The organism is Knoellia sp. B-D-2 (genome assembly GCF_057714695.1).
On the sequence record NZ_CM173189.1, the window covers coordinates 3,311,124 to 3,326,454 of the forward strand.

Genomic DNA, 15,331 nt, shown 5'->3' on the forward strand with positions numbered 1-15,331 from the left:
GGTCGACGACCAGATGAAGTCGATCGCCGAGCTCGGCGACCTGCGGGGCAAGCGCGTCCTCGTCCGGTCCGACCTCAACGTGCCGTTGGAGCAGGACGCGGCGGGCAGCGCCGTGATTGCGGACGACGGGCGCATCCGTGCCTCCGTCCCGACGATCACGGCCCTCGCCGAGGCGGGCGCACGCGTCATCGTGTGCGCCCACCTCGGGCGGCCCAAGGGCGCCCCGGAGGACCGGTACAGCCTTGCCCCCGTGGCGGCGCGCCTCGGCGAGCTGCTCGGTCGGGACGTGACGTTCGCGACCGACACCGTCGGCGACAGCGCCCGCGCCACGGTCGAGGCCGCGCAGGACGGCGACGTCGTTCTCCTCGAGAACCTGCGCTTCAACGCGGGCGAGACCGCCAAGTCGGCCGACGCGCGGGCCGAGTTCGCGGGCCAGCTCGCCGGCCTCGCCGACGCCTTCGTCTCCGACGGCTTCGGTGTCGTGCACCGGGAGCAGGCTTCGGTCTTCGACGTCGCCCGGCTGCTGCCGTCCGCCGTCGGCGGGCTGGTCGAGACCGAGGTCGGCGTCCTGCGACGACTCACGACCGACCCCGAACGGCCGTATGCCGTCGTGCTCGGTGGTGCGAAGGTGTCCGACAAGCTCGCGGTCATCGACAACCTCATCCAGACCGCGGACCGGCTCCTCGTCGGTGGCGGCATGGTGTTCACGTTCCTCAAGGCCCAGGGTCACGAGGTCGGCAAGAGCCTCCTCGAGCAGGACCAGGTGGAGGCCGTCGCGGGCTACCTCGAGCAGGCGAAGGAACGCGGCGTCGAGATCGTCCTGCCGGTCGACGTCGTCGCCGCCACCGAGTTCTCGGCCGACGCCGAGCACGAGGTCGTCGCGGTCGACGCGATCCCCGCGGACCGCATGGGCCTCGACATCGGACCGAGGTCGTCGGAGCTGTTCGCCGAGAGGCTCGCGGACTGCCGCACCGTCTTCTGGAACGGCCCGATGGGTGCGTTCGAGATGGCGCCCTACGCCGCCGGCACCAAGGCGCTGGCGGCAGCGCTCGTCGAGATCACGAGCGACGGCGGCCTCACGGTCGTCGGCGGCGGCGATTCGGCGGCCGCCGTCCGGCAGCTCGGGTTCAGCGACGACCAGTTCGGCCACATCTCCACCGGCGGGGGTGCCAGCCTCGAGTACCTCGAGGGCAAGGATCTCCCCGGCCTGACCGTCCTCGACGAAAGCTGAAGGAAACCACCCATGGCCAAGGCCACGACGGTCCAGCGCGTCCCGCTCATGGCGGGCAACTGGAAGATGAACCTCGACCACCTCCAGGCCACCCACCTCGTGCAGAAGCTCGACTGGACCCTGCGCGACGCCAAGCACGACCACGGTGCCGTCGAGGTCGCGGTGCTCCCGCCCTTCACCGACCTGCGCAGCGTCCAGACGCTCGTCGAGGGTGACCGGCTCGCCATTCGTTACGGCGCCCAGGACCTGTCCCGACACGCCGGCGGCGCGTACACCGGCGAGATCAGCGGCGTCTTCCTCGCCAAGCTCGGCTGCACCTACGTGGCCGTCGGGCACAGCGAGCGCCGTGAGTACCACGGCGAGACCGACGAGACGGTGCACGCCAAGGTCGCCGCGGCATACGAGCACGGTCTGACGCCGATCTTCTGCGTCGGTGAGGGCCTCGAGATCCGCCAGGCCGGGACGCACGTCGACCACGTGCTCGCCCAGGTCCGCGCCGGTCTCGAGGGGCTCCCCGCCGAGAAGGCCGCGAGCATCGTCATCGCCTACGAGCCCGTGTGGGCCATCGGCACCGGCGAGGTCGCCACCCCGGAGGACGCACAGGAGGTGTGTGCCGCCATCCGCACCCTTCTCGCGGAGCTGTACTCGGGCGACCTCGCCGACCGGGTGCGCATCCTCTACGGCGGGTCGGTCAAGTCCGGGAACGTCGCCGCGATCATGGAGCAGGAGGACGTCGACGGCGCCCTCGTCGGGGGAGCCTCGACCGACCCGACCGAGTTCGCCGCGATCTGCCGCTTCCGCGAGCACCTCAAGACCCACTGACGATCGCGGGTATCCTGTAGCGGCGCCCCACCGGGCGATCGCACTCGTCGAACTACCGAAGGAGCACCGTGGACGCGGTACGCATCGGACTCCAGGTCCTCCTGGTCATCGGAGGGCTCTTCCTGACCCTTCTCGTCCTCCTGCACAAGGGCAAGGGCGGCGGGCTCTCGGACATGTTCGGTGGCGGCATGTCGACCTCGCTCGGCGGCTCTTCCGTCGCCGAGCGCAACCTCGACCGCATCACGATCGCCATCGCGGTCGTGTGGTTCACCTGTGTGGTCGGTCTGGGTGTCCTCGACCGTTTCGCTTCCTGACCCGAGAGAAGGCTGATCCCGATGGCCGGTGGTAACGCGATTCGAGGCAGCCGTGTCGGTGCTGGCCCCATGGGCGAGGCCGAGCGCGGGGACATCGCTCCGCGCGTGCACGTGTCGTTCTGGTGCTCGCACGGGCACGAGACCCGCCCGAGCTTCTCGCAGGAGTCCGACCTCGAGATCCCCGAGACCTGGGACTGTCCGCGCTGCGGTTTCCCGGCCGGTCAGGACAAGGACAACCCGCCGGCCCCCACCAAGGTCGAGCCCTACAAGACCCACCTCGCCTACGTGAAGGAGCGCCGCTCCGACAAGGACGGCGAGGCCATCCTCGACGAGGCCCTCGGCTCGCTGCGCGACCGCGGCCTCATCCAGTAGCGCCCACCGTCAGAGCTGCGCGGCCGCGTCCAGGTCGAGCAGCCAGAGCGTGCGCTGCTCACCCTGCACCTGCGCCGCGGAGCTCACGTCGGGCCCGGCCCCCCGCAGCCCGTTCGCCACGGCCTCGGCCTTGTCGGCGCCCGCGACGACGAACCACACCTCGCGGGAGCGCCGCAGCGCCTCGAAGGTCAGGCTGACGCGGTCCGGCGGTGGCTTGGGGGAGTCGTGCACCGCGACCGCGATCGCGCCGGTGGTCTGCTGCGCCGGGTGCCCGGGGAAGAGCGACGCGACGTGGCCGTCCGGCCCGACCCCGAGGATCATGACGTCGAACGCACCCGCACCGCAGGCGCGAACGTCCTCGGCGTATGCCGTCGCGCTCGCCTCCGCGCTGTCGGAGGTGTCCGGACCCGCGACCCGGTGCACCTTGGCGGGGTCGAGCCCGAGGGAGGCCAGCCCGGCCGCGTCGTTCTGCACGTCGTTGCGGTCGGGGTCGCCGGCCGGCAGGTAGCGCTCGTCGCCCCACCACACCTCGACGCGCGACCAGTCGACCGAGGAACGGGCCGCGAGGGCGGCGACCGAGCCCCACAGGTCGGAGCCGAGCGAGCCACCGGTGAGCGAGACCTGCGCGACGTCGTGGCGCGCCTGGGCGTCGATGAGGGCGGTCACCAGCCGGGCGGCGATGGCGTCACTGAGCTCCTGCTTGCCGGGGTGGACGAGCACCTCGGCGCCCGAGACCTGCCCGATGTCGTTGACTCCGGTCACGGTGTGGCTCCCTTCAGGACGAGGTGCGCTTGGCGCGCGCCTTCGCGAGCTTGCGGGCGGAGGCCTGCTCGACCTGCCCCGGGTCGTCGGACTTGCCCGGCATCGGCGCCTCGACCATCGCCGAGCTGGCACTGACCTTGGCCTCCCGGCTGATCCGGTCGGCGTCCTCGCGGGCCTGCGACACCGACGGCGTGAGGCCGCTGCGCTGCGCCTCGGTCGAGGTGCGACGGCTGTGCGTCACGTCGCCCAGCCCATCCCGGAGGGCGTCCTCGTAGACCTCGTCGGGGTCGAGCCGGCGCAGCTCGTCCGCGAGGCACTCGGCGTCGCTGCGCGGCGGGAGGGCGATCGTCCGCTCGGGGCGGTCCGGCTGCGACAGCGTGGCCGTCGTGCCGTTCTGGGGCCGCACGAGGTCGAGCGGGCCGCTGGCCCGGTCGAGCCGGACGCTGATGATGCCGGTGCCCTTGCGTGACGGCACGAGCGTCACCGGGCAGCGCAGCCGCTTGGCCAGCCATCCGGCGAGGAGCTCGGCCGAGGGTGAGTCGGACCCACCCGTGACGGTGACCGAGGTGACCGGCTCGAACGGCGCCTGGTCGAGTGCCGCGGTGAGCAGCGCCCGCCACAGCGTGATCCGCGACCAGGACAGGTCCGTGTCACCGGGCGCATAGGCGGCGGCGAGCCGGCCCAGGGCGCTGCGCGGTGTGCCCTTGGCCCGGGAGACGTCGGTGACGCGGCGCTGGGCCATCTCACCGATGGGGTCCGCTGCGGGGTTCTTGGGTGAGTCGGTCGGCCACCACGCGACGATCGGGGCGTCCGCGAGGAGGAGGGGCGTGACGACGGAGCGGCCGTGCGCGGCCAGCGGCCCGAAGAGGCGCAGGACGACGACCTCGCTCGCGCCGGCGTCACCGCCGATGCGGATCTGCCCGTCGAGCCGCGCGGCACCACGACGGTTGGCCGTGACGACGACGATGATGCGGCAGGGGTGCTGCCGGCTCGCGTCGTTGGCCGTCTGGATGGCCGCGTCGGCCTCGTGCTCGTCGACGACGACGACCATCGTGAGGACGCGCGTGAGCGCCATCGAGCCGGTGTCGGAGCGCAGCCGGACGAGCTTCTTGGAGATGCTGGCGGTCGTGGTGCTGGGCAGGTCGACGATCACGGGAGCCTCCATTCGCGGCCGTCGCGGTGCATGAGGGCGTCGGCGCTGCTCGGTCCCCAGGTCCCGGAGGTGTACTGGTCGATCCGGCCGCCCTGCTTGGCCCAGAACTCCTCGATCGGGTCGAGGATCTCCCAGGAGAGCTCGACCTCCTCGTGGCGGGGGAAGAGCGGCGGCTCGCCGAGCAGGACGTCGAGGATGAGCCGCTCGTAGGCCTCGGGGGAGCTCTCGGTGAACGCGCGCCCGTAGCCGAAGTCCATCGTCACGTCGCGCACCTCCATCTGCGCTCCCGGCACCTTCGCGCCGAACCGCATCGTGACGCCCTCGTCGGGCTGGACGCGGATGACGACGGCGTTCTGGCCGAGCTCCTCGGTCGCGGTGTCGGCGAACGGCAGGTGGGGCGCCTTCTTGAAGACGACCGCGATCTCGGTGACGCGCTTGCCCAGACGCTTGCCGGTGCGCAGGTAGAACGGGACCCCCGCCCAGCGGCGGGTGTCGATCTCGAGCTTCACCGCGGCATACGTCTCGGTCGTGGAGCGGGTGGCCACGCCCTCCTCCTCGAGGTAGCCGCCGACCTCCTCACCGCCCTGCCAGCCCCGGGAGTACTGCCCGCGGGCCGTGCCCTTCGCGAGGTCCTTGGGGATGCGGACGGCCGAGAGGACCTTCTCCTTCTCGCTGCGCAGGTGGTCGGCGGCGAAGGAGACCGGCTCCTCCATCGCGGTGAGCGCGAGCAGCTGGAGGAGGTGGTTCTGGATGACGTCGCGGGCGGCACCGATGCCGTCGTAGTAACCGGCGCGACCCCCGATGCCGATGTCCTCGGCCATGGTGATCTGGACGTGGTCGACGTAGTGGCTGTTCCAGACCGGCTCGAACATCTGGTTGGCAAAGCGCAGGGCCAGGAGGTTCTGGACGGTCTCCTTGCCGAGGTAGTGGTCGATCCGGAAGACCGAGTCCGCCGGGAAGACCTCGGCGACGATCTCGTTGAGCTCGCGGGCGGACTTGAGGTCGTGGCCGAACGGCTTCTCGATGACGACGCGGCGCCACGACCCCGGGGTCGGGGTGGAGAGCCCGGAGCGCTGGAGCTGCTCGCACACCGTCGCGAAGAACGACGGCGGGATCGAGAGGTAGAAGGCGTGGTTGCCTCCTGTGCCGCGCTGCTCGTCGAGCTCGCGGACGGTCTCGGCGAGCAGGTCGAAGGCCTTGGGGTCGTCGAACGTGCCTGGGACGAACCGGAAGCCCTCGCTGAGCGAACGCCACACGTCCTCACGGAACGGCGTGCGGGATCGCTCCTTGACCGACTCGTAGACGACCTTGCCGAAGTCCTGGTCGGCCCAGTCGCGCCGGGCGAACCCGACGAGCGAGAAGCCGGGCGGCAGCAGGCCGCGGTTGGCGAGGTCGTAGATGGCCGGCATGAGCTTCTTGCGGGCGAGGTCCCCGGTCACCCCGAACAGCACGAGGCTGGACGGGCCCGCGATGCGGGGCAGCCGCTTGTCGCGGGGATCTCGGAGCGGGTTGTGGTTGGCGGAGACGCGCGCCGGACTCATCAGGCTCCCGAGGAGGTGGAGAGGGCCGACCGCACCTGGCCCAGGCCGCGGTCGTGCTGGGTGAGGTGGAGACGGAGGACGGGACGGTCGTGGTCGGCGAGCACCTGCGCGTCGCCGCCGGCCTGCGCGGCGAGGAACTCACCGAACGTGAACGTCCGACCGGGCACGGCGAGGTCCTCGTCCGGATCCGCGGTGACCTGGATGAAGACGCCGTTGGCCGGACCACCCTTGTGGTACTGGCCGGTCGAGTGCAGGAAGCGCGGTCCCCACCCGAAGGTGACGGGTCGGCCCGTGTGGTCGAACAGGGTGCGGGCGACCTCCTCGAGGTCGGCGTCCGCCTCGCGGTCGAGGTAGGCCATGACCGCGACGTAGCCCTCGGACTCGTCGAGCTGGGACAGCAGCGCCGAGACGGCGCCGGGCACGGTGTGCGCCTCGCCGAGCCAGTCGCCACCGAGGGCGCGCACCTCGACGGAACCGTCGACGAACGCCGCCTCGTCGGTGGCAGCGCCGGCCTGGTCGAGCAGACCGCGGGCGGCCTCCTTGGCGCTCTCGACGTCGGGCTGGTCGAACGGGTTGATGTCGAGGAGCCGGCCGGCGACGGCGGTGGCGACCTCCCAGAGGAGGAGCTGCGCGCCGAGGGTGCCGGCCACGGTGATGAGCGAGCCGCTGTCGCCGAGCTCCTCGTCGGGGTCGGGGTCGGCGGGACCGGGCTGCTCCGCGGCGATCGAGTCGGGGTGGCGCGGTGGCGCGTCGGCGAGGACCTCGACCGGGTCGTCGTCGTCGGTGGACGCCACGAGGCGCACGACGTTGGCATCGTCGTACGTGTGCTGCGGGGCGGCGCCGTCGGCGACCACCGGGAGGATGCCGGTGCCGTTCTTGCCGGTGGACTCGGCGATGAGCTGCTCGGCCCACGCGCCGAAGCCGACGTTCTCGGTGCCGGCATCGACGAGGACGAGCTTGTCGCGCAGCGGGTTGGTGCCGCCGATCGCGGCGCCCAGGCGCAGCGCCGGGTTGCCCTCGTCGTCGGCGGCGAGCAGGTCGGCGACCGCGTCGGCGTCGTCGAGGAGCGCGCCGACGTCGGCACCGGCGAGGCCGGACGGGACGAGACCGAACGCCGTGAGCGCCGAGTATCGACCGCCCACGTCGGGGTTGGCGTTGATGACTCGGAAGCCGGCCGCGCGGGCCTCGCCGTCGAGCGGGCTGCCGGGGTCGGTGACGACGACGATGCGGCGCGTCGCATCGATGCCCGCGTCGGTGAACGCCTTCTCGAAGGCCCGGCGCTGCGAGTCGGTCTCGACCGTCGAGCCCGACTTCGACGACACGACGACGGCGGTGCTGTCGAGGTCGGTGGTCACGGCGCGCCGGACCACGTCCGGCGCGGACGAGTCGAGGATGACGATGTCGACCCCGGCGGTGGCGCAGATGACCTCGGGCGCCAGCGAGCTGCCGCCCATGCCGCAGAGGACGATCCGCGAGACACCGTCGCCGCGCAGCTCCTCGCGCAGGGCGGAGATCTCCCCGAGCAGGGGGCGGGAGGTCCGGTGCAGGTCGACCCAGGCCAGCCGCTTGCCGGCCTCCTCCTCGGCGTCCGTGCCCCACAGCGTCGCGTCGCGGGCGAAGAGGCGACTGGCGACCTCGTCGGAGACGAGGGTGGGCACGTGCGTGGCGATCGCCTCGGCGGCGGCGCCGCGCGCGGTGACCTCGATGCTGCTCATCGAGTCGCCTTGGCGAGCTCGGACTTCACGCCGTCGAGGAGCTCGTCCCACGACTTCGCGAACTTGTCCACGCCCTCCTTCTCGAGCTGGGCAGTGAGGTCGGAGTAGGAGATGCCGAGGCGCTCGAGCGCGTCGAGCACCTCGGAGGACTCCTCGTAGGTCCCGGCGATCGTGTTGCCGGTGATCTCGCCGTGGTCCTTGACCGCGTCCAGGGTCTTCTCGGGCATCGTGTTGACCGTGCCCGGGGCGACGAGCTCGGTGACGTACATGGTGTCCGGGTAGGCCGGGTCCTTGACCCCCGTGGACGCCCACAGCGGGCGCTGCGGCTTGGCGCCGTCCGCCTCGAGGTTCTTCCACCGAGGGGTCGAGAAGACCTCCTCGTAGGCCTGGTAGGCCAGGCGCGCGTTGGCGATGGCGGCCTTGCCCTTGAGCGACTTCGCGGTCTCGGCGTGCTCACCCGTGATGGCGTCGAGGCGCTTGTCGACCTCGGAGTCGACGCGCGAGACGAAGAAGGACGCCACCGACTCGAGCGTGCTGACGTCCTTGCCGCGCTCCCGGGCCTGCTCGACGCCGGTGAGGAAGGCGTTCATGACCGCGCGGTAGCGGTCGAGGCTGAAGATGAGCGTGACGTTGACCGAGATGCCCTCGGCGAGGACCCGGGTGATGGCGGGAAGGCCCTCGACCGTGGCCGGGATCTTGACGAGCAGGTTGGGACGGTCCACGAGCTTGCTCAGCTCCTTGGCCTGCGCCACGGTCCGGTCCGTGTCGTGGGCCAGCCGCGGGTCGACCTCGATGGACACGCGGCCGTCGAGCCCGTCGGTCGCCTCGAAGACGGGCAGGAGCACGTCGCAGGCGTCGCGAACGTCCTGCGTGGTCATCGCCGTGACGGCGTCGTCGAGGGTCGTCCTGTCGGCGGCGAGCTGGGCGACCTGCTCGCTGTAGCTCTCGCCGTCGGAGAGGGCCACCTGGAAGATCGACGGGTTGGTCGTCACGCCGACGACACCCTTGGTGTCGATGAGCTCCTGTAGGTTGCCCGACGTCAGCCGCTCGCGGCTGAGGTCGTCGAGCCAGATGGAGACGCCGTTGTCGGCGAGTGCCTTGAGGGGTGCGCTGTCAGTCATGTGAGGTCACTTCCCGGCCGTTGCCGCGCTCTTGCGGGCAGGCTTGTTGGTGGTGGGGACGTCGGTGCCGGTGTCCTTGCGGGAGCGGGGTGCGGTCTCGGTGGCACCGGGGACGCCGGTGCCGGCCCGAGCCGCCTTGATCGAGTCCTTGGCCGCCTTGACGACGGCCTCGGGCGTGAACCCGAACTCGGTGAAGAGGGTCTTGGCGTCGGCGGAGGCGCCGAAGTGCTCGATGCTGATCGAGCGGCCGGCGTCTCCGACGATCTCGCGCCAGCCCTGCGCCACCCCGGCCTCGATGCTCACGCGGGCGCGGACCCGGGGCGGCAGCACCTTGTCGCGGTAGGCCTTGGTCTGCGAGTCGAACCACTCGCGGCACGGCATCGACACCACGCGGGTGCGGACCCCGGACTTCTCGAGCCGCAGGCGTGCGTCGAGCGCCACCGAGACCTCGGAGCCGGTCGCCACGAGGATGACCTCCGGGGACTGCTTGCCGTCGTCGCCGCCGTCGACGAGGACGTAGGCGCCCTTGGCGACGTTGCTCGCCTTCGCGTGGGTGGACCGGTCCACCGTCGGCAGGGCCTGCCGGCTGAGGGCGAGGGCGGCGGTGGAGGCGTTGCGCAGGATCGCGCCCCACGCGGCGGCCGTCTCGTTGGCGTCGGCCGGGCGGACGACGTCGAGGCCGGGCATCGCCCGGAGCGAGGCGAGGTGCTCGATCGGCTGGTGGGTCGGACCGTCCTCGCCGAGGCCGATGGAGTCGTGGGTCCAGACGAACGTCACCGGCAGCTGCTGGATCGCGGCCAGCCGGACCGCCGGGCGCATGTAGTCGGAGAAGACGAGGAAGGTGCCGCCGTAGGGGCGGGTGAGCCCCTCGAGCGCGATCCCGTTGAGGATCATGCCCATGGCGTTCTCGCGGATCCCGAAGTGCAGGGTCCGGCCGTAGGGTCCGCCCTTCCACGCCTCGGTCTGCTTGGAGGCCGGGACGAAGGACGGCTCGCCCTCCATCGTCGTGTTGTTGGACTCGGCGAGGTCGGCCGAGCCACCCCACAGCTCGGGCATGACGGGGGCGAGGGCCCCGAGGACCTTGCCGGAGGCGGCGCGGGTGGCGATGCCCTTCTCGTCCGCGGGGAAGGTGGGCAGCGCGGCGTCCAGCCCGTCGGGCAGCTCACCGGCGACGAGCCGGTCCAGCAGGGCGGCGGCGTCCTTGTTCGCACGGCGCCACGCGGCATACGGGGTCTTCCACGCCTTGTGGGCGGCCTTGCCGCGCGCCTTGACCTTGCGCGCGTGGGCGAGGACGTCCCGGTCGACCTGGAACGTCTTCTTCGGGTCGAAGCCGAGGATCTCCTTGAGCGCGGTGATCTCCTCGTCGCCGAGCGCGGAGCCGTGCGACTTGCCGGTGCCCTTCTTGGTGGGGGCGGGCCAGGCGATCACCGTGTGCAGGCGCACGAGGGTCGGGCGGCTCGACGTCTTGCTCTTCTCGAGGGCGGCAAGGAGGGCGTCGACGTCCTCGACGTAGTCGGCGGACCCGGCCGGGTCGTTGCTCTGGCGCCAGTCGACGTCGGCGACCTCCCAGCCGTAGGCCTCGTAGCGCTTGCCCACGTCCTCGGAGAAGGAGATGTCGGTGTCGTCCTCGATCGAGATCTGGTTCGCGTCGTAGATGACGGTGAGGTTGCCGAGCTCCTGGTGACCGGCGAGCGAGCTGGCCTCGGAGGCCACGCCCTCCATGAGGTCGCCGTCGGAGGCGATGACCCACACGTGGTGGTCGAACGGGCTCGTGCCCGGCTTGGCGTCGGGGTCGAGCAGGCCGCGCTGGCGGCGCTGGGCCATCGCCATGCCGACGGCGGAGGCGAGGCCGGAGCCGAGCGGGCCGGTGGTGATCTCGACCCCGGTGGTGTGGTGGACCTCGGGGTGGCCGGGGGTCAGCGAACCCCACGTGCGCAGCGCCTTGAGGTCGCCCAGCTCGAGGCCGTAGCCGGAGAGGTAGAGCTGGATGTACTGGGTGAGGCTGGAGTGGCCGCAGGAGAGGACGAACCGGTCACGGCCGAGCCACGTCGGGTCCGAGGGGTCGTGCGCCATGACGTTCTGGAAGAGCAGGTAGGCCGCGGGCGCCAGGCTCATCGCAGTGCCGGGGTGGCCGTTGCCGACCTTCTGGACGGCGTCGGCGGCGAGGACTCGGACGGTGTCCACCGCGCGCACGTCGAGGTCGGTCCACTTCGCCTTGCGGGCCGTGGGCTTGGCGATGTCGGCCGAGCGCTGCGCGGTGGCGGCGCGGCGACTGCCCGCCCTGCCCGCCTTCGTCGTGGTGGTGGTCACGTGGAGCCTCTCTGACGTCGAACAAGGTGATGCAGGTCAAACGGTCGAACCCACCCTAGACCGGAGCGAACCGGTGGGGACGACTCAGTCCGGCCCCGGCTAGACTCGCCGTGACCAACCGCTCCAGTGCACCCCGAAGGACGCCGTGGCACCCGCTCCGATCACCACCGCCTCGACGGTCGACTCCACGGTCGGCTGGAAGCGAACGGTCGGCGCCTATGTGGCCCTCACCAAGCCCCGCATCATCGAGCTGCTGCTCGTAACGACGGTGCCGGTGATGTTCCTCGCCGAGCGGGGCGTGCCCGACCTGTGGCTCGTCGTGGCGACGCTCGTCGGTGGCTCGCTCAGCGCCGGCGCCGCGAACACGTTCAACTGCGTCTACGACCGCGACATCGACGCCCTGATGGACCGCACCCGCAACCGGCCCATGGTCACCGGGCAGATCTCGCCGCGTGCCGGTCTGGTCTTCGGCGGCGCCCTCACCGTCCTGTCGACGGTGTGGTTCCTCGTGTTCGTCAACGTCGCGTCCGCGCTGCTGTCGCTCACGGCCATCGCGTTGTATGCCGTCCTCTACACGATCGTGCTCAAGCGACGCACCTCCCAGAACATCGTCTGGGGCGGGGTCGCCGGGTGCATGCCGACCCTCATCGGGTGGTCCGCCGTGACCGGCACGGTGGGGTGGCCGGCCGTCATCCTCTTCCTCGTCATCTTCTTCTGGACGCCGCCGCACTACTGGCCGCTGTCGATGGCGTTCAAGGACGACTACACCAACGCCCACGTGCCGATGCTCCCGGTGGAGCAGGGCCCGGTCGTCGTGGCCCGTCAGATCGTCGCCTACAGCTGGGTCATGGTCGCGGTCTCGCTGACCCTCGTGCCCGTGGCCGACATGGGCTGGATCTACCTCGTCGCGGCGGTGGCGAGCGGCGTGGTCTTCGTGGGGGAGGCGCACCGCCTCCTGCGGCTGGCCAAGGACGGGGCGGCGACCTCGGTGCTCAAGCCGATGCGGCTGTTCCACTTCTCGATCACCTACGTGACACTGCTCTTCCTCGCGGTCGCGGTCGACCCGCTGGTCCACCTCTCCATCGGCTGAGTGGGCAGGTCCCGACCCCGGCGGTACGGTCCGGCGAACACCGTGAGGGACACCACGGCGTGGGTCGCCGCCATGAGCACGATGGTCTCGCGCACCCCCAGCCACGTGCCGAGCCCACCGGCGACGAGCCCGGCGAGCGGCATGGTCCCGAAGCCGATGACCGCCGCGGTCGCCGTCGTCCGGCCGAGCAGCTCGGGCGGGGTGTAGCGGATGCGGAACGAGCTGCGGACGACGTTGGCCCCCACGACCCCGACCCCGACGACGAACGAGCCGCTGGCGATCATCGCCGCCCCGAGGCCGGGCTGCGCGGTGCCGACGAGCAGCGCCGGCGGGCCACCGAGGACTTGGAGCCAGCGCAGTGCCCCGGCCGAGCCGAGCCACCGGGTCGCGCGCGTCGCGACCGTGGCGCCCAGCAGGCCGCCAGCAGACCCGAGGGCCATGACGAGCCCCACGGCCCCGGGTTGCAGGTCGAGCTCGCGGACCATGAAGAGGACGAGCAGTGCCCCGTAGCCGGTGAGCGCGAAGTTGCTCAGTCCTCCTTGGACGGAGAAGAACCGGAGGAAGCGGTCACGGAAGACGATCTCCACACCCTCGCGGATCTCGCGTCCCAGCGGCAAGGAGGGTGAGGGAGCCTGGGGAGGTCCGAGCTCCTCGGGTCGCATCCGCGAGAGGCAGACCCACGAGACGAGGAACCCCACGACGTCGACGACGACGGCATACGCCGCGGAGGTGGCCTGGACGAGGAGCCCGCCGACACCGGGCCCGCCCACCTGCATGGCCGACTCCGTGCCGTAGATCCGGGCGTTGGCGCGCTCGAGGTCCGAGCTCGCCACCACCCGCGGGACGAAGGCGGCGTATGCCGTCCGGAAGAAGACGGTGCACCCGCCGACCGCCAGTGCCGTGAGGACGAGGTGGGGGAGGGTGAGCAGTCCGGTCGCCCAGGCCAGAGGCACGCTGGCCACGGCTGCGGCCGCGAGGAGGTCGGCGCGCATCATGACGAGGCGCGGGTCGGAGCGGTCGATCCAGGCCCCGGCGGGGAGCCCGAGCAGCAGCCACGGCAGCCAGACCGCGCCGGCGAGCACGCCCATCGCCCAGGGCCCCGCGCCGAACTCGGTGACCGCGATGAGCGGGAAGATCACCGTCGTCGTCATCGACCCGAGGACGCTGACCGCCTCGCCACCCCAGAGCAGGCGGAAGTTGTGGTTGAGGCCTGCCGGGGGAGCGTCGGCGGTCACGGCTGCGCCGGGAAGCCGCGGGCGAAGACGAGGACGGGCTCGCGCTCGACCCCGTCGTCCGGCACCTCGCGCCGACCCCACCGCACGAGGACGTCGATGACCTCCTCCGCCACCTCGCGCAGCTCGTCGGGGGAGAGGCGGAGCCAGTTCTGGGTCGCGAAGGCCGCGTCGTCCCAGACGGGGACGGTCGCGGCGTTGGCGTTCCACTCCTGGACCCGCTCGAACTGCCGCTGGACGGTGAGGGCCTCGGCGGCATACGCGGCCGTGACGGCAGCGGTGTCCGACGCGAAGTCCGCGCGTGACCACCGGGTGCCCGGGTCGACGAGGCGCCACCAGCGCTCACGCCGGTCCTTGGCCAGCTCGGGGGCCTCCTCGACGAGGCCGGCCTCGCTGAGCACCTTGAGGTGGTGGCTCGCCGAGCCGACGGCCTGGCCGGTCCGGGCGGCCAGCGCCGACGCGGTGGACGGCCCGTCGACCTTGAGCGCGTCCATCATCCGTGACCGGAAGGTGTTGGCCATGGCCGAGAGGGCCTTGGCGTCGGTGATCGTGCGGATGCCGTCACGGTCCCTGGGGGTGGGTGCGGTGGGGGTCATGCCCACGACGATAAACCCACAAGAACTCTTGTGCAACTACTCTTGTGCGATGCTCCGGAGGGCGAGCACGCCCCGGGTCAGGGCCACGACGAGCAGGGCCGCGCCGAGCATGTGCGCGAGGACGAGGACCTCGGGGAGGTCGGTGAGGTACTGCACGTAGCCGATGCCGCCCTGTCCGAGCGTGACGAGCAGGACGTCCCGCCACGCCGTGGCGACCGACGTCGGTGCGGAAGAGAGACGGGTGGCCAGCCAGACGGCGACGACGAGACCGACGAAGAGCATGACGGCGTCGGCGTGCAGCCACGAGATCGTCCGGGGGTCGAAGCCGAACCGGGCCGGGGCCTCGGCGTCGCCGGAGTGCGGGCCGGAGCCGGTGACCACGGTGCCAAGGGTGAGGACGACCGCGCCGACGCCGCAGGTGACCCACGCGACGCGGCGCACGACCTCGGGGACGAGCAGCCTCGGTCCGCCCTCGCCCTCGTGACGGGCGAACCAGAGGTAGGCCGCGGCCGCGACCAGCCCGGCCGAGACGAGGAAGTGGGCAGACACCGTGACCGGGTGCAGCTCGGTGAGCACCGTGACGCCACCGAGGAGCGCCTGGAAGACCACGCCCACGAGGACGGTGACCGCGGCGACCTTGAGTCGCCGGACCGGCGTCCATCGCCACACGGCGACCACCGCGAGGACGGCGATGATGCCGAGGGCGCCGGTCAGCGTGCGGTTGCCGAACTCGATGACCTTGTGGAAGCCCTCGGCCTGCTCCTGCACGGGAACGTAGGACCCGGGCACGCACTCGGGCCACGTGGGGCAGCCCAGGCCGCTGCCGGTGAGCCGCACGAGGCCGCCGGTGACGATGATGCCCACCTGCGCGACGAGGTTGGCGAGGAGGACGAGGCGATGGGCTCGGGGGAGGGGCGCACTCACCACCGCAGGGTATGCCGCGGCCTCCCCTGACGATTCCTTGACCGTCGCTTGACCGCCGGTGTGCTTGCGGCCGGTTGAGTGCGCGTTTGGCAAAGCCTTGGTCAGTTTCGTTGACGCGCAACCGCGCTCGCCGGTTGGGTCAGTTCTC

At 71.7% G+C, this 15,331-nt stretch carries 14 protein-coding genes; 5 read left to right on the forward strand and 9 right to left on the reverse strand.

The window, feature by feature from the left end:
- The first annotated feature begins 13 nt into the window (after window positions 1-13).
- The 4 genes from AC3EU2_RS15665 to AC3EU2_RS15680 all read left to right on the forward strand — a co-directional run bounded on the left by AC3EU2_RS15665 (window position 14) and on the right by AC3EU2_RS15680 (window position 2,739).
- Window positions 14-1,231 (forward strand): phosphoglycerate kinase, encoded by a 1,218-nt coding sequence (locus tag AC3EU2_RS15665; RefSeq protein ID WP_488177209.1) that lies wholly within the window; start codon window positions 14-16, stop codon window positions 1,229-1,231.
- 12 nt (window positions 1,232-1,243) lie between these two features.
- Window positions 1,244-2,053, forward strand: coding sequence for a triose-phosphate isomerase (gene tpiA / locus AC3EU2_RS15670; protein WP_488177210.1), 810 nt, complete (start codon window positions 1,244-1,246; stop codon window positions 2,051-2,053).
- A gap of 68 nt (window positions 2,054-2,121) precedes the next feature.
- The gene (gene secG, locus AC3EU2_RS15675; RefSeq protein ID WP_035932188.1) at window positions 2,122-2,367 is read left to right on the forward strand and encodes a preprotein translocase subunit SecG; all 246 of its coding nucleotides are present in this window, start codon (window positions 2,122-2,124) and stop codon (window positions 2,365-2,367) included.
- Between the two features lie 21 nt (window positions 2,368-2,388).
- Window positions 2,389-2,739 (forward strand): RNA polymerase-binding protein RbpA, encoded by a 351-nt coding sequence (locus AC3EU2_RS15680; protein ID WP_084108033.1) that lies wholly within the window; start codon window positions 2,389-2,391, stop codon window positions 2,737-2,739.
- A gap of 9 nt (window positions 2,740-2,748) precedes the next feature.
- Here AC3EU2_RS15680 and pgl read toward each other — a convergent pair whose 3' ends face one another.
- Genes pgl through tkt form a run of 6 tightly spaced genes read right to left on the reverse strand, consistent with a single transcriptional unit; the run spans window position 2,749 to window position 11,341 of the window.
- Complete coding sequence (pgl, locus tag AC3EU2_RS15685; RefSeq protein WP_488177211.1) at window positions 2,749-3,501, reverse strand: 6-phosphogluconolactonase; 753 nt, start codon at window positions 3,499-3,501, stop codon at window positions 2,749-2,751.
- A 13-nt stretch (window positions 3,502-3,514) separates the two neighbouring features.
- A complete protein-coding gene (locus AC3EU2_RS15690) occupies window positions 3,515-4,654 on the reverse strand; it encodes a glucose-6-phosphate dehydrogenase assembly protein OpcA (RefSeq protein ID WP_488177212.1) in 1,140 nt (379 codons plus the stop codon).
- Entirely contained in the window at window positions 4,651-6,195 is a 1,545-nt protein-coding gene (gene zwf, locus AC3EU2_RS15695; RefSeq protein ID WP_488177213.1) for a glucose-6-phosphate dehydrogenase, read from the reverse strand. The genes AC3EU2_RS15690 and zwf overlap by 4 nt, the downstream gene beginning before the upstream one ends.
- Window positions 6,195-7,910 (reverse strand): glucose-6-phosphate isomerase, encoded by a 1,716-nt coding sequence (locus AC3EU2_RS15700; protein ID WP_488177214.1) that lies wholly within the window; start codon window positions 7,908-7,910, stop codon window positions 6,195-6,197. Before AC3EU2_RS15700 ends, zwf begins: the two co-directional genes overlap by 1 nt.
- The gene (tal, locus tag AC3EU2_RS15705) at window positions 7,907-9,031 is read right to left on the reverse strand and encodes a transaldolase (protein ID WP_488177215.1); all 1,125 of its coding nucleotides are present in this window, start codon (window positions 9,029-9,031) and stop codon (window positions 7,907-7,909) included. The genes AC3EU2_RS15700 and tal overlap by 4 nt, the downstream gene beginning before the upstream one ends.
- Window positions 9,032-9,037: 6 nt before the next feature.
- Entirely contained in the window at window positions 9,038-11,341 is a 2,304-nt protein-coding gene (tkt, locus tag AC3EU2_RS15710) for a transketolase (RefSeq protein WP_488177216.1), read from the reverse strand.
- Between the two features lie 160 nt (window positions 11,342-11,501).
- On the opposite strand from tkt, the gene AC3EU2_RS15715 reads away from it, so the two are divergent.
- Window positions 11,502-12,431: a heme o synthase gene (locus AC3EU2_RS15715; protein WP_488179504.1), complete on the forward strand. Its 930-nt coding sequence runs from the start codon at window positions 11,502-11,504 to the stop codon at window positions 12,429-12,431.
- On the opposite strand, the gene AC3EU2_RS15720 is transcribed toward AC3EU2_RS15715, so the two are convergent.
- Genes AC3EU2_RS15720 through AC3EU2_RS15730 form a run of 3 tightly spaced genes read right to left on the reverse strand, consistent with a single transcriptional unit; the run spans window position 12,368 to window position 15,183 of the window.
- Window positions 12,368-13,666 carry an MFS transporter gene (locus AC3EU2_RS15720; RefSeq protein WP_488177217.1) on the reverse strand — a complete coding sequence of 433 codons (1,299 nt, stop codon included), beginning with the start codon at window positions 13,664-13,666 and terminating at the stop codon, window positions 12,368-12,370. The two genes, AC3EU2_RS15715 and AC3EU2_RS15720, sit on opposite strands and share 64 nt — an antisense overlap.
- Window positions 13,663-14,259: an ArsR/SmtB family transcription factor gene (locus tag AC3EU2_RS15725; RefSeq protein WP_488177218.1), complete on the reverse strand. Its 597-nt coding sequence runs from the start codon at window positions 14,257-14,259 to the stop codon at window positions 13,663-13,665. Before AC3EU2_RS15725 ends, AC3EU2_RS15720 begins: the two co-directional genes overlap by 4 nt.
- A 36-nt stretch (window positions 14,260-14,295) precedes the next feature.
- Window positions 14,296-15,183: a COX15/CtaA family protein gene (locus tag AC3EU2_RS15730; RefSeq protein ID WP_488177219.1), complete on the reverse strand. Its 888-nt coding sequence runs from the start codon at window positions 15,181-15,183 to the stop codon at window positions 14,296-14,298.
- Window positions 15,184-15,331 lie beyond the last annotated feature (148 nt).